The organism is Aquimarina mytili, from assembly GCF_016735115.1.
Classification (GTDB): Bacteria; Bacteroidota; Bacteroidia; order Flavobacteriales; family Flavobacteriaceae; genus Aquimarina; species Aquimarina mytili.
Map to the genome: position 1 here is coordinate 394,726 of NZ_JAERQJ010000001.1, position 20,754 is coordinate 415,479.

12 protein-coding genes and 1 tRNA gene are annotated in these 20,754 nt (G+C 34.7%); 12 read left to right on the forward strand and 1 reads right to left on the reverse strand.

Annotated elements, in window-relative coordinates; translation table 11 throughout:
• Positions 1-25 precede the first annotated feature (25 nt).
• From JJQ60_RS01760 to JJQ60_RS01805, 10 genes are all read left to right on the forward strand, one after another.
• The gene (locus tag JJQ60_RS01760) at positions 26-268 is read left to right on the forward strand and encodes a hexameric tyrosine-coordinated heme protein (RefSeq protein ID WP_236669007.1); all 243 of its coding nucleotides are present in this window, start codon (positions 26-28) and stop codon (positions 266-268) included.
• A 176-nt stretch (positions 269-444) separates the two neighbouring features.
• Positions 445-3,249, forward strand: coding sequence for a helix-turn-helix and ligand-binding sensor domain-containing protein (locus tag JJQ60_RS01765; protein WP_236669008.1), 2,805 nt, complete (start codon positions 445-447; stop codon positions 3,247-3,249).
• 350 nt (positions 3,250-3,599) lie between these two features.
• On the forward strand, positions 3,600-6,785 hold the full coding sequence (locus tag JJQ60_RS01770; RefSeq protein WP_201916231.1) for a glycoside hydrolase family 2 TIM barrel-domain containing protein: 3,186 nt from the start codon (positions 3,600-3,602) through the stop codon (positions 6,783-6,785).
• A gap of 34 nt (positions 6,786-6,819) precedes the next feature.
• Positions 6,820-8,250 carry a glycosyl hydrolase family 16 gene (locus tag JJQ60_RS01775; protein ID WP_236669009.1) on the forward strand — a complete coding sequence of 477 codons (1,431 nt, stop codon included), beginning with the start codon at positions 6,820-6,822 and terminating at the stop codon, positions 8,248-8,250.
• 12 nt (positions 8,251-8,262) lie between these two features.
• Complete coding sequence (locus tag JJQ60_RS01780) at positions 8,263-9,105, forward strand: glycoside hydrolase family 16 protein (protein ID WP_201916233.1); 843 nt, start codon at positions 8,263-8,265, stop codon at positions 9,103-9,105.
• A gap of 32 nt (positions 9,106-9,137) precedes the next feature.
• Entirely contained in the window at positions 9,138-10,940 is a 1,803-nt protein-coding gene (locus tag JJQ60_RS01785) for a PKD domain-containing protein (protein WP_201916234.1), read from the forward strand.
• Positions 10,941-11,080: 140 nt separating this feature from the next.
• Positions 11,081-14,524, forward strand: coding sequence for a hypothetical protein (locus JJQ60_RS01790; protein WP_201916235.1), 3,444 nt, complete (start codon positions 11,081-11,083; stop codon positions 14,522-14,524).
• A 6-nt stretch (positions 14,525-14,530) separates the two neighbouring features.
• Complete coding sequence (locus JJQ60_RS01795; protein WP_201916236.1) at positions 14,531-15,811, forward strand: glycoside hydrolase family 17 protein; 1,281 nt, start codon at positions 14,531-14,533, stop codon at positions 15,809-15,811.
• A 182-nt stretch (positions 15,812-15,993) separates the two neighbouring features.
• Entirely contained in the window at positions 15,994-17,559 is a 1,566-nt protein-coding gene (locus JJQ60_RS01800; RefSeq protein WP_201916237.1) for an MFS transporter, read from the forward strand.
• A 25-nt stretch (positions 17,560-17,584) separates the two neighbouring features.
• A complete protein-coding gene (locus JJQ60_RS01805; protein ID WP_201916238.1) occupies positions 17,585-18,469 on the forward strand; it encodes a glycoside hydrolase family 17 protein in 885 nt (294 codons plus the stop codon).
• Between the two features lie 136 nt (positions 18,470-18,605).
• On the opposite strand, the gene JJQ60_RS01810 is transcribed toward JJQ60_RS01805, so the two are convergent.
• Positions 18,606-18,678 (reverse strand) — tRNA-Phe (locus tag JJQ60_RS01810).
• Between the two features lie 98 nt (positions 18,679-18,776).
• On the opposite strand from JJQ60_RS01810, the gene JJQ60_RS01815 reads away from it, so the two are divergent.
• Positions 18,777-19,508: a type III pantothenate kinase gene (locus JJQ60_RS01815; RefSeq protein WP_201916239.1), complete on the forward strand. Its 732-nt coding sequence runs from the start codon at positions 18,777-18,779 to the stop codon at positions 19,506-19,508.
• Positions 19,505-20,746 (forward strand): porin family protein, encoded by a 1,242-nt coding sequence (locus tag JJQ60_RS01820; RefSeq protein WP_201916240.1) that lies wholly within the window; start codon positions 19,505-19,507, stop codon positions 20,744-20,746. The genes JJQ60_RS01815 and JJQ60_RS01820 overlap by 4 nt, the downstream gene beginning before the upstream one ends.
• Positions 20,747-20,754 lie beyond the last annotated feature (8 nt).

Sequence of the window (20,754 nt, forward strand, 5' to 3'; positions counted from 1 at the left end):
TAGATCTAAACTAAACTCAAAAATCATGAAACAAATGGAACAAAAAGAAACATGGCTTAAAAGCCTAATGACAAAAAATCCTCAAGAAGGGTATGAATTGGCAATAAAACTTTCTAGAATGGGAGTAAAATCAACTCAACCTGATATGGATGTTTTAAAAAAATTAAGAAAAGAATATGCCAATAGCGCTTCTGGTCTTACAGCTGCTTCTCATGTGGTGGCTATAAATTTTCAGACAATTTCTGCAGCAAATAATTACTGGAAATAATACATTCATAATTAAACAAGGCAATGTATGTAATCATGAAACGGTTTTGTAAACAAGAAATTCTAGGCCAATTTGCTTAGGTTTTCTTGTTTATATATTAATGCTGAAACTTAACTAGATTTCTCGTTGAATTAATAATTTGTATTATTGTAATAGGAATATATTTACATTGTTAATTGAGAATCAATAAAGTAATACCTCTTTTTTTACTGATTTTTTTCTGTGCTGGTAGTAAAGCACAGGAGCTACCTCCTATTCAAAATTTTTCTCCTAAAGAGTATAATGCCGAAAACCAAAATTGGTCAATTTCCCAATCTTCAAACAAATTAATCTATGTTGCTAATAATAAAGGTTTATTAGAATATAATGGCGCTAGTTGGAAGCTTTACCCTTCTCCAAATGAGAGTATAATGAGATCTGTTGGTGTTGTTGAAGATCGCATTTATACAGGGTGTTTTATGGAGTTTGGGTATTGGCAGAAAAATGATTTGGGAATTTTAAACTATACATCGCTAACCCAACAAACAGGGGTTAAACTACTCGAAGATGAGGAGTTTTGGAATATTATCAATATAGATGATTGGGTAGTTTTTCAATCTTTAAAACGTATTTACATCTATAATGTTAAAGATACATCTGTAAACATTATAGAATCAGACGATACTATAACAAAAATGTTTAAGGTCGATCAGAGTATTTATTTCCAAAGAATTAATCAAGGAATTTTTAAAATTGAATATGGCGAGAGTTTTTTGGCTTTTGATGATGATATAATCAAGAATAATGAAGTAATTAATCTTTTTAAAAGCGGTAAAGAGTTACTTGTACTTACTAGAGATAATGGCTTTTATATTTCAAAAAATAATTCGCTGATCAAGTATGAAAAAAATTCAAACGATTTATTAACTCAGGTCAGCATTTATGATGGTATTAGATTAAAGGATAAGAGTTTTGCTTTAGGAACTATATCTCATGGTTTAATTCATCTTAATGAAAATGGAGAGTTAATTTCTAATATTGATCAAAGCAAAGGGGTATCAAATAACACCATTCTATCGCTATTTGAAGATGTAGATAACAATATTTGGCTTGGTCTTGATAACGGAATCAGTTATATCAATATAAATTCACCATTTAGAATATATGAGGATAATAAAGGGGTTTTAGGTAGCGTATATGCATCGGCAATTAGTAATGGTAATCTGTATTTAGGAACTAATCAGGGATTATTTTATAAAACCCTGGAAAATAATGATGATTTTATTTTTATTGAAGGTACAGAGGGACAAGTTTGGTGTCTAAAACAAATAGATCAAACACTGTTTTGTGGACATAACTCCGGAACGTTTATTATTGAGAATAATAAAGCAAAAAAAATATCAAATATTCAAGGAACTTGGGGGATAGATACATTTAACAATAAACCTAATCTTCTTCTTCAGGCAAATTATGACGGGATTTATATCCTGGAAAAAATTAATAATACCTGGCAAATAAAAAATAAGATTAGAGGGTTTAATAATTCATCCCGATATCTTGAAACGCTAGACAATGAAATTTTTGTAAATCACGAATATAATGGAGTATATAAAGTAAAGGTGGATAGCGCTTTTACTATAGTAAAAAGTGTTTTTACAGACTCATTGATTAAAGGTGCAAACTCTGGAATTATAAAGTATAATAAAGATATATTGTATGCCTATAAAAATGGAATTTTTAAATACGATAATGCCAATAAAAAATTTAGTAAGGATAGTATTTTAAGCAATGTCTATACCAAAGATGAGTACATTTCCGGAAAACTGATTTTAGATAAAAGAAGTAATAATCTATGGGTTTTTACAAAATCTAATATAAACTACATCTCTCAAGGCGAATTAACAAATCTTCCGAAAATAAGAAGTATACCTTTAACAAAAGAAGTTAGAAACGGGATTCTTGGTTATGAAAATATAATTAGACTTAATGATGATAATAAATATTTAATTGGAACCACATCAGGGTATATAACTGTTAATATAAACGAAATAAAAGCGAAAAACTTTCAAGTTCATATTGGTAGTATCAAGGAAGGAAGAAGTGAAGTAAACAAAAGGTTGTTGGATAAAAGAATAGCAGGTGATTTTAAAACAAAACAAAATAATTTTGAATTTTCCTTTTATGCCCCGGAATTCAATAAGTGCATAATTACTCAATATCAATATCAACTTACAGGAATGTATAATAGTTGGAGTGATTGGTCAGAAAATCCCAATGCTTTATTTGAAAATCTTCCTTTTGGAGATTACACATTTAATGTAAGAGCAAAAATAGGTAATGATATCTCAGCTAATACAGCTTCATATTCATTTTCGATTGCTAAGCCATGGTATATTTCAAACATAATGCTATCTATCTATGCTTTGGCTATTATTCTGTTTTCAATTTTTATGCACACCATGTATAAGCGATATTATAATAAGGAACAACAAAAATTGATCGACAAAAATAAGCATGAGTTAGAATTTGCTAAAGTTCAAAACGAAAAAGAAATTATTAGAATCAAAAATGAGCAACTAAAACAAGAATTTAAAAGTAAAAGCAAAGAGTTAGCTGCTTCGACCATTGACATTGCGAAAAAGAATGAATTATTAACACAAATCAAAAACCATCTTACCAAAGTTCCGGATCAAAACTCTGTGAAACCAGTTATAGGTATTATCGATAAAAATATAAATCATGCAGACAATTGGGAGTTTTTTAAAGAAGCATTTAATAATGTTGATAGGAAATTTTTGAAAAAATTAAAAAAGACTCACCCGGATCTATCGCCCAATGACCTAAAACTCTGTGCGTATCTCCGCCTTAATTTATCTTCAAAAGAAATAGCACCACTATTCAATATATCTGCAAGAAGTGTTGAAATTAAACGTTACAGACTTCGAAAAAAACTAAATCTGCAACACGAAGAAAACCTCGTAAATTACATTCTACAATTGTAAGCACCTATACAAACCGGATTTACACCTATACATTACCTATACACGGTAATCCCAAATACTTTTTTAACGGTTGTTTAATCATTTATTGAAACCTTTCAATAACAAGGGCTGAGGTATTAATAATTCAAAAAAACACTCTTTTTATTGTCATGTATGTTTTTTGTTGAGGTGTTTTTTGTGGATCTCATAACTTTTTAAGATAAGTTTATCATGTCGGGGAGATGTCTAATAAAACACAATCAATCTTTAATTTAATATTTTAAAAGTCATGTCAAATAGTATTTGGGGCGAATACAGCAAAAGAAATTTCTTCACATTTTTTACAGTCATTCTTAAAGTAAATAAACTCTATGAGAACTAATTTTCTAAAATTGATACTTTTCTTGTTTACCATTATAGGGAGCGCACAGGTTGATCAAGTATCTGTTGTTAATGATAGCAAAGGGATAAAATTGGTAGTCAACGGAAAAGATTTTATGGTCAATGGGGTAAATTGGGATTATGTTCCAATTGGTACCACAATTACTGACCCTGGTATTTGGGCTAAGTCCGATGATATCATTAAAGCAGCCATAGATGGCGAAATGTCCTTATTAAGGAATATGGGTGTTAATGCTATTCGTACCTATAACCTTAAACCCAAGTGGATTCAATACATCTACGAAAATTATGGTATTTACACCATGCTCAATATTACTTTTGGAGCCTATGGGCTTACTATAAATGGTGCCTGGGTACCACAAACCGATTATGCAGATCCTGACACAAGAAAAGTGTTAATGGAAGAAGCCAGAGATATGGCTAATACGTATAAAAATACACCAGGGTTACTTTTATACATGATTGGTAATGAAAACAATTATCACTTATCATGGACTGGCGCAGAAACAGAAGATATCCCAATTAATGATACCAGTTCGGGTATTAAACTGGCAGCTAGAGCATTGTATAAAGCATTTAATGATGCAGCAAAAGAGGTAAAAGCTATAGATCAATCACATCCGGTTGCAATATGCAATGGAGATCTATTATATGCAGATATCGTAAAAGAAGAATGTACGGATATTGATATTTATGGTACTAATATGTATCGCGGTATTTCGTTTGGAGATGCCTTTCAAAGGGTTAGAGACGAATTAGGTTTGCCAATTCTTTTTGCAGAGTTTGGTGCTGATGCTTTCAATGCTAGAGATAATCAAGAAGATCAATATTCTCAGGCATACTATAACTTAGGAAATTGGAAAGAGATTTATGAAAATGCATCAGGACTAGGTAGAGCGGGAAACTCAATTGGAGGATTTACTTTTCAATTTAGTGACGGTTGGTGGAAATATAAACAAACCGAAAACTTAGAGGTTCATGATAATGCAGCTTCTTGGTCTAACGGAGGGTATAATAGAGATCAAGCAAAAAAGGATGATAATAATATGAACGAAGAGTGGTTCGGTATTTGTGCCAAAGGGCCAACCAACGAAAGAGGACTCTACGAATTATATCCGCGTGCCGCCTACTATGCTTTAAAAGAAGCTCATCGACTTAACCCATATGAAAGTGGAATGACACTTGATTTTATGGATAATTATTTTGACAACATTCAAATAATGGATGCCATGTTGAGAGCCAGAGGGGATAAAGCAGCTTTAGAAGCTGAAAGTGGAGGGAAAATAAGATTAAGTCAACTAAGAGCAGAATTCACTACGTTTAATACCGGCGGGACCTTGATCACAACTCCAGAAAATGAAGATCCAAACGCAAATGTATTTCCAAATCAATTAGGTTTTGATCACATGCAATCCTATTACATAGGGGTAGAAGGAAAACCTTCACCAAGTATGCGAGCTAATGTTAATTTTAATATCCTAGGCAATGTTGCCGAGAACCCGATTAATGAATTGTTTTATGAAAGTGTAGGTAGACCGGTTGTAGTTCAAGGCGTGGAAGGAGGAAACGATTTAGATGTTGAAATAGCCGATTTTAATAGATTACGTGTTTATAATGCAGAATACGAATGGAACACTAAAATTGCCGATATAAAAGGATTCTATAGGACCGGACATTACCATTGGGGTTACGAAGGTGATTTTTTTGGGCTATATCCAGAGGCTAACTATGGTCCTAATTTAGATATTTATAATGGTGAAATTTTAGGTATGGAGCTGAATGGGAAAGGCAGTCTAAACGGTTTGAAAGCTGCATTTGGCCCTCAAATATGGTGGGGAGCTAATCCAACAGCTTTGCTAAAATATAGTACCAAGATAAAGAAATTTGATATTACGGGTATTTACCATAGAGATTTTGATACAGATATAGAGTTAGATGAAAGTGGTAGTCGAATCTTGGATGCAAATCAGGTTAGAAGTGGTGTAATTCCCCCCTGGCCAACAGAAAGAGCCACTTTGGTGGTAGAAAGAGATTTTGGACCGTTAGGAATTATACTTGGAGGTATATGGGCGGGTAATCCGCTAAACGGTATTACGTATCAGGATGTAAGAGGTGAAACAGGAAACTATGTAGTATATCAAGATAAGATAAATAGCGAAGATAACTGGGGCGCTAAAGCTAGGGTTACATTTTCAAAAGGAAAGTTTAATTGGTATGCTCTAGGTGGTATCACAGGCTTGGTAGCCAATGGGGGAGTTGATCAAACGCAATCATTTGCCGGGTGGAAACTAAAAGATAATGGTAGTGGAAACCAAAATAGTTTTCTAACAGGTTTTACATATACTATAGGAGATTTTCAAATAGCACCAAACTTTTTATGGCAAGAACCATTAGTAGATGCGATACCAAATGATGTTGGAGGGGCGGGAAGATTAAGAAACATACTTGTAGATCCTTTTGTAGTAAGAGCGAACAGAAAAACAACAGCTGGAGAATTATTATTGACCTATGATCCAACCCCTGGATCATGGTTTTATCAATGGGATAATGATAGATCTGAAGATGCTAAACTTGCGTTTAATTTAGGATTCGTGTATTGGCACCTTCCAACTACAATGGATGCACATATTGGTTTTTTAGCAGACCGTACCATATTTGCTTTCCCTAATTCTGTACCGGCTAGAGATTTATGGGAAGTTAATTCACGTATCGTATCTAAGATAAGCCCAGATTTGGGACTAATAACAAAGTTATTTGCGGGTAATGGACAAGCCAATGGTAGCGATCCCAGAGAAATCGATAGAATTGGAGGTGATATTCGGGTTATCTATAAAAAGTGGATGTTTCAGCATACTTTTCAAATAAATGATTGGGGGCCGTATGATTATCATCGAGATTTTAACCTAACATATCCAGTGCAATTAATGCTGGATATATCGACATCTATCGGTAAACCAGACTGGTTTGTGCTACCAAGCACCAGAATAGGGATTCGTGGTACCTGGCGTTCATTAAATGAGTTTTCTCCAAGGTATTCACCAACAGCAGTACCGCCAAATACATTTCCCCCAGAACCGATATTAAGTCCGGTTGGATTTGACGATGGTAACGAATGGGAAATAAGAACATATATACACATTAACATAGGAAAATAATACAATGGAAACGAAGAATAGAAAACATATCAATTTGAAAACCATATTCTCCTTAGCATTGGTTTTAATACTACTATCTAGTTGTGAGAGAGATCTTTCAGACGATGCAGTATTTGCAACTTTTCCAAATACCGCCGACATTTTTACGGATAGCCCAGTAGGTCTTACAGATGAATTTTTTAAGTCGTTTGACCCTGCACTTGGGGCTAACCCAGAAGCCTTTGGTACCGATGATAACGTAGCCTATGAAGGATCCTCTTCTATAAGAATTGATGTACCAGCTCCAAATGACCCAAACGGAAGTTTTGTAGGAGGGATATTTCTTGACAGAGGAGAAGGAAGGGATTTAACAGGGTATACAGCCTTATCTTTTTGGGCTAGGGGATCTACCACTGCAACTATTGGTCTAGTTGGCTTTGGGACTGATTTTGAAGAGAATAAATTTGCGGTTGAAAGACCAAATATTCAGCTATCCACAGATTGGCGAAAATACATTGTGCCAATTCCAGACCCTTCAAAATTAGTACAAGAGAGAGGGATGTTTGTTTTCTCTGCAGGAGGCTTAGACGTAATCGATTCAGAACCTAACGGAAATGAGATTGGCTTTACTTTTTGGATGGATGAATTACGATTTGAGAACTTAGGTACAATAGCTCAGTTAAGACCAGCTATATTTTCTGGAGAAAATTTGACAGAGCAAGGTTTTACGGGAACTGTTTTACCAATTGTTGGTTTAGAAGCCACCTTTAATGCGCCTACCGGGCAAGATATTACGGTTGTACCAGCACCTAGTTATTTTGATTTTTCGTCCTCTGATATTAATGTGGCCTTTGTTAATGAACTTGGATTGATTGAAATTGTTGGTGAAGGTACAACAACCATTACGGCACAACTTGATGGTGTTTTAGCAGAAGGATCTTTGAACTTAGATGTACTTGGTAGTTTTGATGGCGCAGAAACGCCTCCAGCAAGAGATCCTGGAGATGTTATATCAATATTTAGTGATGCATATACGAGTGTTAATAATTTGAATCTTGCCGTGTTTAATGATGAAAACGTACAGGTCCAAACACAAAACTTCAATGGGGATCAGATTGTTACTTATGACAATTTAACCTTTGTAGGACTTGGCTGGGAAGGTACAAATGATGTATCCGGTATGACACACCTGCATGTAGATGTACAATTGAGTAGTTCTGCAGCCCCATCTCTCACGGTTCAATTAATTGACTTTGGTGCAGACAACTCTGATGGTGGTGGAGACGATACAGGAGGTGGATTTACTATACCAAGCTCAGATCTAATTGAAGGCACCTGGGTTGGTGTAGACATACCTATAAATGCCTTTACAGAAGCAACGGCAGTTTTCCCTGGTTCTCCTAATTTAAATAATATAGCAAGAGTTGCTCTTGTGTCAAATGGCAGTTCTTTTATAATTGATAATATATACTTCTACAGAGAATAAAAAATTAAAAAAATGAATAAGAATATAAATACGATAATTGGATTTCTGTTTATTTCCTGCCTTTTTATTACAGGTTGTGGGACCGATGATACTCAAAACGTGGCCACTCTCAATAGTTTAGTGGCAGAAGATAATTTTGATGTAGATGGCCAGATTGACACCTCTTTTTGGAATTTTGACATTGGTGATGGCTCAGAACAAGGTATTCCTGGATGGGGAAATAATGAGCTGCAATTCTATACCGATAGACCTGAAAACGTTACTGTTGAGAACGGTTTTTTATTGATCACCGCTCGAGAAGAGAATTTTAATGGGGCACAATATACCTCTGCAAGATTACAAACCAAAGGAAAAATTCAACAACGCTATGGTCGTTTTGAGGCGCGCATACGCCTACCTTTTGGTCAAGGAATGTGGCCGGCCTTTTGGTTGTTGGGTGATGATAGTGATGGTGGCGTTTGGCCACAGATAGGAGAGATAGATATTATGGAGAACACAGGGGATGCACCAACAAAAATATTTGGTACTGTACATGGGCCAGGGTACTCTGGTGGAAATTCCATATCAAAAACGTACGCCTTAGAGAATAATAGGGTGGATACCGGCTTCCATATATATGGCATAGAATGGGGTCCAAACTACATCAACTATTATGTAGATAACGCATTGTATTACCAAATAACTCCTGAAGATGTGGATGAAGAAACTGATGGAGAGGGTGAATGGGTATTCAACGATAGGCCGTTCTACATTATTTTAAATCTGGCTGTTGGAGGTAACTTGCCAGGACCACCCAATGCAGAAACAGTCTTTCCGCAGACCATGGTGGTAGACTATGTACGTGTATATCAATAACGAAAACAAATCAATTTAATTAATAAAAAATCATGGGACGATTTATCAAAAAAAGTAAGGGAGTTTGGCTTTTGGTAGTAGTTATAACCTTTTTTGGTTGTGAGGATGATGATGACGCTAACTTACCACAAGTTCTTGCGAGTTTTGCTCAAACTATAAATGAAGATACAGGCAGGGTTTCATTTTTAAACCTTTCTGAAAATGCGGATAGGTATACTTGGGACTTCGGTGATGGTACAACGTCTACCGAAATTAATCCAATCAAGACATTTCCGACAGGGAGTTATACGGTTGTACTTACCGCCAAAAATACTGCGGGGGCTGAAAATACCTTTGAAGATGATATATTTATAAACATCCCTCTTCCAATAACACTACCTGTTAGTTTTGATGACACTAATGTAGATTACGAGGTAAGTACATTTGGTGGCGCAGCATTTGCAATTGTAGAGAATCCAGATCCAACAGGGGCAAATCCTGATGTGTCTAATGTAGGTGAAATCACGAATAGTGGAGCTGTTTTTGAAGGCTTTTTCTTTAGTTTAGGAGATCCAATAGATTTAACGGAGCAAAAATCTGTAAAAGCTCTTTTCTGGTCAGATACTCCTATAGATGTTTTACTCAAACTAGAAGACGGAACCGGTCCTGATGTCGAAACTACTGCAAGTCATGGAGGGACAGGTTGGGAAGAAATTTATTTTACATTCAATTCATCAGATGGATTTTCAAGATTTACAATGTTTGTAGATGGTCCTGGTACAGCAGCGGGTACTTTCTATGTAGATGATATAGAACAGGTTTCGGGGATGGTTGCAGATCCATGCACTCCAGAAACCAGTCAATCATTAGATGCATCAGATTTTAATTTAACATTCCAAACAGATCCAACGGCAAGTATAAGTTCATTTGATGCGGGTCTATCATGGGTTGATAATCCGGATTTTGATAACAACGTGAATAAATCGTGTAAAGTAGGTCAGATTGATAGATCTGGAGCAGCATTATTTGCCAATAACCAAATTGATTTCACAACAAAATTTGATTTTAATGCGAACGCCGGGTTTAAATTAAAGGTATGGTCTCCCAATGTAGGAACCAATGTTTTAGTAAAACTTGAGGATAAGACGAATAATATGATTAATGTAGAAGTGGGAGCTGTAACTAGTATAGCAAGCGGTTGGGAAGAATTGACGTTTAATTTCGCAAGTAGTGAAAGTGGAAAATACGATAAAATTATATTGTTCTTTGAATTGAACACTAACACTACTGAGACCTATTTTATAGATGATTTTAGACTATTTAGTTCTGGTGGCGGAGGCGGTTGTCCTGCACCACCAGCTGGAGAGCTGTTGTCTAATGGAGGTTTTGAAGCTAATGGTGGTGATGGTGTTTGTTGGCAACTTAACGCTGGCGGCACCAATATACCAACAGTAACTAATACCGACGCCAATACCGGTACTTACTCTGTAAAAATAACGACTGGGCCTGTCCCAAATCATGTTCCAAATATTAAAATGGAGCGTTTTGCACCTAGTGTAGCTGGAAGTAAAACAATTGAAGTTTCGTTTAAGTATAAGATTACTACGGCTTTTGTTGATGGCTCAATATTACAAGTCTTAGCATTTTCAGAAAGTTCAGGAGGTGCAGTACCTCATGATTTGGGTAATGCAGCAGATACAGGAACAATAGGCGGTTGGCTTACGTACTCGCAAACATTTGTTACAGATGCTGCTGTAGACGAAGGGTTGTCATTACTTATACAAGCTACGTGTGGTGGCGCTGCTACTTGCGCTGGTGAAGTATTTATAGATGATGTCGTTGCGAAAGAACTTTAGTGTTAGTGGCCTTAATTAGAAAAAAATAGTAGTTAATTAATATTGAATTATTAAGCAGTATGAAAAGGTCGAGATAGCAAAATCCTTTTCAAAACTAATTAAAAATTTATCATTTGATAATGGAGGGTAATTTGACCGTAATGCAAGAAATAAACCAAGACAAAAAAATAAAACTGAAACATGTAAAAATTGACGGTGAAGCGTTTTATATGATCTCTAATAGTGATCTAATGCGGCCCTTTTTTATGAGCATTGTTAGTGATTCTAATCATTGGATGTTTATCTCTAGTAATGGAGGGTTATCAGCGGGCAGAAAAGACGCAAACAATGCAATTTTTCCATATTATACCGATGATAAAATTACCGAATCGTATGATATTACAGGTAATAAATCCATTTTTAGAATACAAAAGGATGGAAAGCTATTCATATGGGAGCCCTTTTCTGAAAGGTATTCCGGGACATACCAGTATTCAAGAAATGTTTATAAAAATGCCTACGGAAACAAGGTTTTATTTGAAGAAGTACATCATGATTTGGATTTGACATATACCTATATGTGGAGTTCGAGCAATGTATATGGTTTTGTTAAAAAAAGTACATTAATAAATAATTCTAATTCATCTCTGCATATTGAGGTATTAGATGGTTTACAAAATATTATACCCTACGGGGTTAATACTGATCTTCAGGCGATACGAAGTAATTTGGTAGATGCTTATAAAAGAAGTCAACTTATTCAAGATAGCGGACTGGGTATTTATGCCTTAAGTGCTATTATTTTAGACCGAGCAGAACCGAGTGAAGCGTTAAAAGCGAATACAGTTTGGTCTAGTGGCTTAGAAAATCCAAAGTACCTTTTATCTTCATTACAATTGAATTCCTATAGAAATGGAAAGGAAATCGATCAGGAAATTGACATCAAAGCAGAAAAAGGCGCATATTTTGTTAATTGCGCGATTGTGTTACATGCAGAAGAACGTAAAGATTGGATAATGGTTGCTAATGTCAATCAAGGACCTTCTCAGGTAATAGAAATTTCAGAAGCAATTAAAAACGACACCAATTTAATTCAGAAAGTGTACGATGACATAGAACTTGGGATACAACGTTTAATAAACTTAGTATCTGCATCAGATGGACTTCAGTGTACTGCCGATAAAAGAAGAAATGCCAGGCACTATTCAAACACGTTATTTAATATTATGCGTGGTGGTATTTTCGATGCTAATTATACCATAGAAAAAAAGGATTTTATTAACTATCTGGGATTAGCTAATAAACGTGTATATCATAAGAATGAAGAACTATTAGAAAATTTTCCAGATACCTTTACGCTTTTAGAACTTAGAGAAATAGCACATCAAAATGAAGATAAAAATTTTAGGAGACTAGCTTTAGAGTACATGCCGCTGAAGTTTAGTAGGCGTCATGGAGACCCTAGTCGTCCGTGGAATAAATTTTCAATAAATACTCGGGATGAGATCGATGGTTCTAAAATATTAGATTATGAAGGAAATTGGAGAGATATTTTTCAAAATTGGGAAGCATTAGCATATTCTTATCCAGAGTTTGTGGAAAGTATGATCCATAAATTCCTAAACGCAAGTACTTTTGATGGTTATAATCCTTATCGAATTACAAAAGGAGGTATAGACTGGGAGGTTATAGAAGAACACGATCCTTGGTCTTATATAGGGTATTGGGGAGATCATCAAATTATTTACTTATTAAAGTTTTTAGAATTTTTCCAAGATCATTACCCAAGCAGACTACAATATTTTCTTACTAAGGATTTGTTTGTGTATGCTAATGTACCTTATAAAATTAAACCTTATGAAGACCTTTTAAAAAATCCAAAAGATACCATAGATTTTGATTACGATCTTGACAGAAAGATACGAGAAGAACGTGCTGAATTGGGTGCAGATGGAGCCTTGCTAAAAGACAAAAATCATCATATTCACAAAGTGAATTTCATAGAAAAGATTTTGGCCACAACCTTAGCCAAGTTATCCAATTTTATTCCTGAAGCGGGTATTTGGTTAAATACGCAACGCCCAGAATGGAATGATGCTAATAATGCTTTGGTGGGTAATGGGGTTTCAATGGTTACACTATATTACTTAAGGCGTTTCTTTAAGTTCTTTGAAACCATTCTTGAAAATATAGAAGATAAGGACATAGAGATTTCTGAAGAACTAATAGAGTTTTATAAAAATATAAATACCACCTTCAGAAACCATGAAGGGTTTTTATCTGGTAGAATAACAGATGAAGAAAGAAGAAAAATTCTTGATGGCTTAGGAAGTGCCGGAAGTACGTATAGAACCAAAGTGTATATTGATGCTTTATCTGGTAGAAAAGAAATACTTAAGCTTGGAGACTTAAAATCTTTTATTGATCTGACCATGAAATATTTAAATCATTCTATAAATGCTAATAGGCGGGGCGATAATATGTATCATGCATATAATTTAATGACTGTAGAAAATGAAAATGAAATTTCTGTTACTCATTTAGATGAAATGCTAGAAGGTCAAGTAGCCGTTTTAAGTTCGGGTTATTTATCATCAAAAGAAAGTTTAAGCCTGTTAGACGCCATGAAGAACAGCGCTTTGTTTAGAGAAGATCAATATAGTTATTTACTATATCCGAATAAGGAATTGCCAAAATTTACGGAAAAAAATAGTATCCCTAAAGAGTACGTGGAAAACTCAGGACTGTTAACACAATTACTTGCAGATAACAATACACGAATCATTGAAAAAGACGTAAACGGAAATTATCATTTTAATGGAAACTTTAATAATGCCGAAAGTCTGAAACAAGAATTAGAAAAGCTGTCGGGTAAAGGATATCATGCTCTGGTTGAAAAATATAAAGGTGTAGTATTAGAGACTTTTGAAAAAGTATTTAATCACAAAGCATTTACCGGGCGCTCCGGAACATTTTACGGTTATGAAGGATTAGGTTCAATTTACTGGCATATGGTATCTAAATTATTATTGGCAGTACAAGAATGTTGTTTACGAGCGATTGAAGAAAACGAAAGTGAAGAAACCATAGGTAGATTATTAGAACATTATTATGAAATCAATGAAGGTATTGGTGTTCACAAATCTCCTGAATTATATGGAGCTTTTCCTACCGATCCGTACTCACATACACCCACAGGAAAAGGTGCGCAACAACCAGGTATGACCGGGCAAGTAAAAGAAGATATTCTAAGTCGTATAGGAGAATTAGGTGTAACGGTTAACAATGGCGAATTACAATTTTGTCCATACTTGTTACGAATAGGAGAATTTTTGAAAGATCCAAAATTGTTCCAATACGTAGATGTAAATCAGGATATAAAACAATTACAGTTATATAGACACGAATTGGCCTTTACCTATTGCCAAGTACCTATTGTGTATTCATTATCAGGAGAGAATAGCCTGGAAATAACCTATGTAGATGGTTCAATTACTTCGCATTCGGGATTAAATTTAGATACTTCTAATAGTCAAAAACTATTTGAGAGAACCAATGAAATAGAAAATATAAAAGTAAATATTGAGAAAACTATTTTAAAATAAAAGCAAATGATACAAAGACTCAACATAGTACTATCATTATTTTTCGCAGTACTTATGCTGTCTTGCAATCAAGAACAAAAAATTAAACAAGCTATGCGTCCCCAAAAAAGCATTACGGCCAAAGATATTTTAGGCAATCCAAATTATTTAGCAATATCCTATGGAGGTTATCGTAAAACTTCGAGAGAGTTTCAGCCTACAATAGCACAGTTAAAAGAAGATATGAAAATTCTACAGGCTATGAATATTAAAGTCTTAAGAACCTATAATGTTCAATTGGCGCAAGCCTCTAATATATTAAAAGCTATACGTCAGCTAAAAGCAGAGGACCAAACTTTCGAAATGTATGTAATGCTTGGTGCTTGGATTGATTGTAAGAATGCCTGGACAAATAAAGAACCAGATCATACCGCAGAAAGTGTACAAAATGAAAGTGAAATTAATAGAGCCGTGGCATTGGCTAATCAATACCCCGATATCGTAAAAATAATTGCCGTGGGTAATGAAGCTATGATTAGATGGGCAACCAGCTATTATGTGCTGCCCAATGTGATATTAAAATGGGTTAATTATTTACAAAATTTAAAGAAAGAAGGTAAACTTTCTAAAGATCTATGGATTACGTCTTCAGATGATTTTGCATCCTGGGGAGGCGGTGAAGAAAGTTATCATGTTAAAGATTTAGAAGCTTTAATAAAAGCAGTGGATTATGTGTCTATGCACACCTACCCATATCATAATACGCATTATAATCCTGAGTTTTGGGGGATCGATGATGAAGAAGTAAATCTCTCTTCAGAAGAAAAAATAGAAGCCGCTATGCAAAGAGCCTTAAAGTTTGCACAAAAGCAATACAAGGCAGTGTCAAATTATGTAGAAAGTTTAGGTGTAAAAAAGCCTATTCATATAGGCGAGACCGGTTGGGCTACTGTATCCAATGGGCACTATGGGTCAAATGGTTCTAAAGCTACTGATGAATTTAAAGAAGCATTGTATTACAAATACATGAGAGAATGGACGAATAAAGAAGGGATATCATGCTTCTATTTTGAAGCCTTTGATGAACCCTGGAAAGACGCTCATAATAACAAGGGTTCAGAAAATCATTTCGGATTAATTACGGTTGATGGTAAAGCAAAATATGCACTTTGGGATAAAGTAGATAAAGGTATGTTTAAAGGATTAACAAGAGGAGGTAACATAATTACCAAAACGTATAATGGTGACAAAAGCGAGATGATGAAAGATGTAGAGCTACCTAAAGTAAAAGAAACCGTTGGCTTTTGAAAGATCAGATAAAAGAAGTGTACGGTACTATTGTTTTAAGAGCCAAGAGAGTTTAACAATGGTAAAAAAATAATCGAAATGCAAAATCTAAAAGATTTTCACTGTAGAACATTGGAATAAAGAAATTTCTATTAATGCATAGGCTATTCAATTCATAGTCCTGGCTAAATATAATTCATACTATGTCAACTATTAAAACCGCTGCAAAAGATAAAGTCCCTGTGGGTCAAAAAGCCGCCTTTGGTGCCGGCCATTTTATACTAAATATATTGCCGGGAACACTTGGGGTTTTTATCCAATTTTTTCTATTAACCGCGTGGGGAGTTGATCCTTTATGGGCAGGACTTTTAGGTGGTTTGCCAAGAATATTTGATTCGATAACCGACCCCATAATGGGTTTTATTTCTGATAACACAAAATCTAGATGGGGACGCAGAAGACCTTACATTTTTGTTGGAGCAATCATAAGCGGGATACTTTTCTTTTTAATGTGGCAGATTGATGACAATGCTTCTCAATCCTATATTATTTGGCATGTCATGGTACTTCAATTACTATTTCTTATAGGAAATACTATGTTTGCCACTCCATTAGTTGGACTTGGTTATGAAATGACATCAGATTATAACGAAAGAACACGTTTAATGGCATTTTCTAATACCATGGGGCAAATAGCTTGGATGATTGTACCGTGGTTATATGTTATTATTCCAGACACTAATACATTTAATACACAGACAGAGGGTGTGCGTACGATGGCTCTTATTGTAGGTGCAATGTGTATAGTTTTTGGAATTTTACCGGCGTTATTTTGTAAAGGTATCGATTCCTCTCATATGGAAAATAGAAAAGAAATCAATTTCAAAACACTTGCCGCAAACATGAAAGATTTATTTGCCGGGATTGTTCAGGTTTCTAAAAATAAACCTTTCATGAAATTATGCGGTGCTACGTTCTTGGTTTTTAACGGATTTCAACTTGTTGCTGCCTTTGGTGTTTTCATTATTGTGTTTTATATGTATAATGGTAGTTATGAATTTGCAGGTACTTGGCCAGCATGGTTTAATACTATCAATGCTATAATTACTGCATTTATTGTCATACCTATTATTTCAAGAATGGCTAATAAGTGGGGTAAGAAAAAAGCTTTTATAATTTCAACAGTATTATCAATAGTAGGTTATCTCTTAAAATGGTGGGGTTTTGATAAGGAACTTAATAGTCAATTTAATCAAACGGGATTGGGTAAATCACTAAACTCTGGAATAGGCGCAATATTTGAATCTATAAACCCAATGCTCGATAGCATAGGGATGTCCTGGTTTAGTATAGATCCCGGTAGTGATGTGCCATGGCTTATATTTTTACCAATTCCATTATTTGCTTTCGGAATGGGAGGGTTATTTACATTAATGATGTCAATGACAGCAGATGTATGTGATTTAGATGAATTAGAGAACGGAATGCCGCGTAAAGAAGGGACCTTTGGAGCTATTTATTGGTTGATGGTAAAAATAGGTCAATCTATAGCACTAGTATTAGGTGGGTTAATCTTAAGTATTGTTGGGTTTGATCCTAATGTTACTGAGCAATCTATAGAAACTATGAACAGACTTAGGGTGGCCGATATTGTAGTCCCATCAATAACTGCTGCATTAGCCATATGGGTTATGTGGAAATATAGGTTAACAGAGGATAGAGCTAGAGAAATTAAAGTAGAATTAGTGAAGAGGAGGGGAGAATTATAAATTTTATAAAAAATAGCATAGTGTAATGTCGATACGAACCGAAAAATTTTTAGCATTAGCATCTATAGATTATGCAGGAAAAAGCACCGAGGACTTACAAGCTTTGTTTAGAGAGTTTTTAGACGAGGGTATGCATGGGCTGTGTTTTAGTCCATATGTAGAAGGGCAGCAGCCTGGAGATCAATTAACCGAGGCGCAAATAAGACAGCGTATGGAGATTATAGCGCCATATACACAATGGGTCCGGTCATTTTCTACTACCGAAGGAAACGAATTAATACCAAAAATAGCCAAAGAATATGGTATAAAAACTTTGGTAGGTGCATGGCTTGGAGAAGATGACGAGGTAAATCAAAAAGAGATCACTAATCTTATTGCTTTGTGTGAAGAAGGTTGTATTGATATTGCAGCAGTGGGTAATGAGGTTATGTATAGAGGTGACTTGACAGAACAACAATTGTTGGATTTCATTAATCACGCTAAATCAAACATAAAGAATATTCCTGTAGGGTATGTTGATGCATATTATGAGTTTGTGGATCACCCAAGAATTAGTGAGGCTTGTGATATTATTTTGGCGAATTGCTACCCTTTTTGGGAAGGTTGTGATTTGGATTATTCATTATTATATATGAAAGATATGTACCAAAGAGCACTTCGCGCTGGTAAAGGGAAAAAGGTTATTATTTCTGAAACTGGATGGCCTAGTAAGGGCACAAACCTCGAAGGAGCATTTCCATCCTATGAAAATGCTATGAAATATTTCATGAACACTCAAAAATGGGCCAAAGAAGATGACATCGAAATATTCTTTTTTTCTTCTTTTGATGAATCTTGGAAAGTAGGAGCAGAAGGAGATGTTGGTGCATATTGGGGTATCTGGGATAAAAATGAACAGCTGAAATACTAGACATTATTATACTTATAGGAAAAACTATTAAATGCGAAATCAGTATAAATATCCAATTCTACATAAGTTGTAACTGTTTGAAAATCATTTTTTTGAGTATAAAAAAAGCCCAAACAAATTGTTCGGGCTTTCAAGGTGGTGCCTCCAGGAATCGAACCAGGGACACAAGGATTTTCAGTCCTTTGCTCTACCAACTGAGCTAAGGCACCTTGCTGTAAGCGGATGCAAATATAGAACGCTTTTTTTAATAGTCAAAAGAAAAAATTAAAAAAATCGTTTTGTACTTTTGCCACTTACACTGTAAGACATGAATCTTGTAATAGATGTAGGGAATACTTTCATAAAAATAGGGGTCTTTGATGAATCCGACCTGGTTTATAAAAAAACCATCGAACCATCTGACTTTATTGAGGAAATCGATATTGCGCATAGAGATTTTTCATCGATTAGGCAGGCTATTGTTTCGTCAGTAGCAAATTTAGATGATGATGCAATTACGTACTTAAAAAAACTTTTTAGTACTCTTGTAGTGGATCACCATTTAGATATGCCATTTAAAAATCTTTATGAAACTCCTGAAACACTTGGAATAGATAGATTAGCTTTGGTAGCTGCCGCTGTAGATCAATTTCCTGAAAAAAATGTGCTCGTCATTGATGCGGGCACCTGTATAACTTATGAATTCAAAAATTCTAAAGAAGAATATTTGGGTGGGGCCATCGCTCCAGGAATAAGATTAAGATATCATAGTCTTAATAATTATACGGCAAAATTACCTCTTTTAGAACCTAAAATACCTATAAACCATATTGGTAAAAGTACAAATGAGGCTATTCATTCTGGAGTTGTGCAAGGAATTTTATATGAAATAAATGGAGTAATTGAAGAATATTGCAACATTTACCCTGATTTAACAGTTATTTTAACCGGAGGAGATGCACATTTTTTGTCTAAAAGATTAAAAAATAGCATATTTGCCACTTCCAATTTTTTATTGGAGGGATTGAACCACATTTTAGTATTTAATAATAATAAATGATAAAGAAGATTTTAGTAATAGTATTAGTTTTTGTTACTGCAATATCTAATGCTCAAGAAGGGACTTCCTCACCTTATTCTTTTTACGGAATAGGCATCCAGAAGTTCAAAGGAACGGTTGAAAACAGGTCGATGGGAGGATTGAGTGTTGTAACTGATAGTATTCATTTAAATCTTCAAAATCCCGCATCTTTTGGAGAATTGAAACTTACAGCATATGCTTTAGGTGCTTCTTACAACAATTTCAAAATTAGTAATGATAATGAATCTTCTTCTGGAGATAATGCGTCATTAGATTATTTGGCTGTGGGTATCCCTGCCGGAAAGTTTGGATTTGGATTTGGAGTAGTTCCTCTTACATCGGTTGGATACGAACTTAATGATGTTAATGGCGATATAGAACGACAGTTTACCGGAAAAGGAGGGTTAAATAAGGTTTTTTTAGCTGCAGGAGTTAAAGTTAACAAGAATCTGAGTTTAGGTTTGGATTTTAATTATAACTTTGGGAATATTGAAAATAAGACTATATTAAGGAGGTCAGATGTACAATTTGATACCAGAGAAATTACTAAATCTGATTTATCAGCATTTAGTATGTCTTTTGGATTGGTGTATAAGGCTATGATATCAGAAAAATTACAAGTGTCTACTTCTGTAGTGGCAACACCATCTTTTGGTTTAGCATCTGAAAATACTAGAGAATTGGCCACTGTGGTTATTGGTAATACTGGTCAAGAAGCCGTTGTAGAGCGCCAAGATGTACAGGTTGATGATCAGGATATAGATCTTCCTTCTGAATTTAAATTTGGAAGTGGAATAGGAGAAAATAAAAAATGGTTTGTAGGAGCAGAGTATGTATACTTGGATTCGGGGAAATTTACAAATACGTTATTTACTCAAGACAACGTTACATATGAAAGCGGCTCTAAATTCAAATTGGGAGGGTATTATCTTCCAAAATATAATTCATTAACTAGTTATTTTAGTCGAGTTGTATATAGAGCCGGATTTAGATATGAAGAAACCGGATTGGTTATAGATGGTAACTCGATTGATGAGTTTGGCATGTCTTTTGGAGTAGGTCTACCAGTTGGTAGATTATTCTCTAATCTCAATTTAGGTTTTGAATACGGTCAACGGGGGACAACAGATTTCGGATTAGTAAAAGAAGAATTTTTTAATGTCTCTATAGGTTTATCATTAAATGATAAATGGTTTAGAAAAATAAAATTTAATTAAATACAATT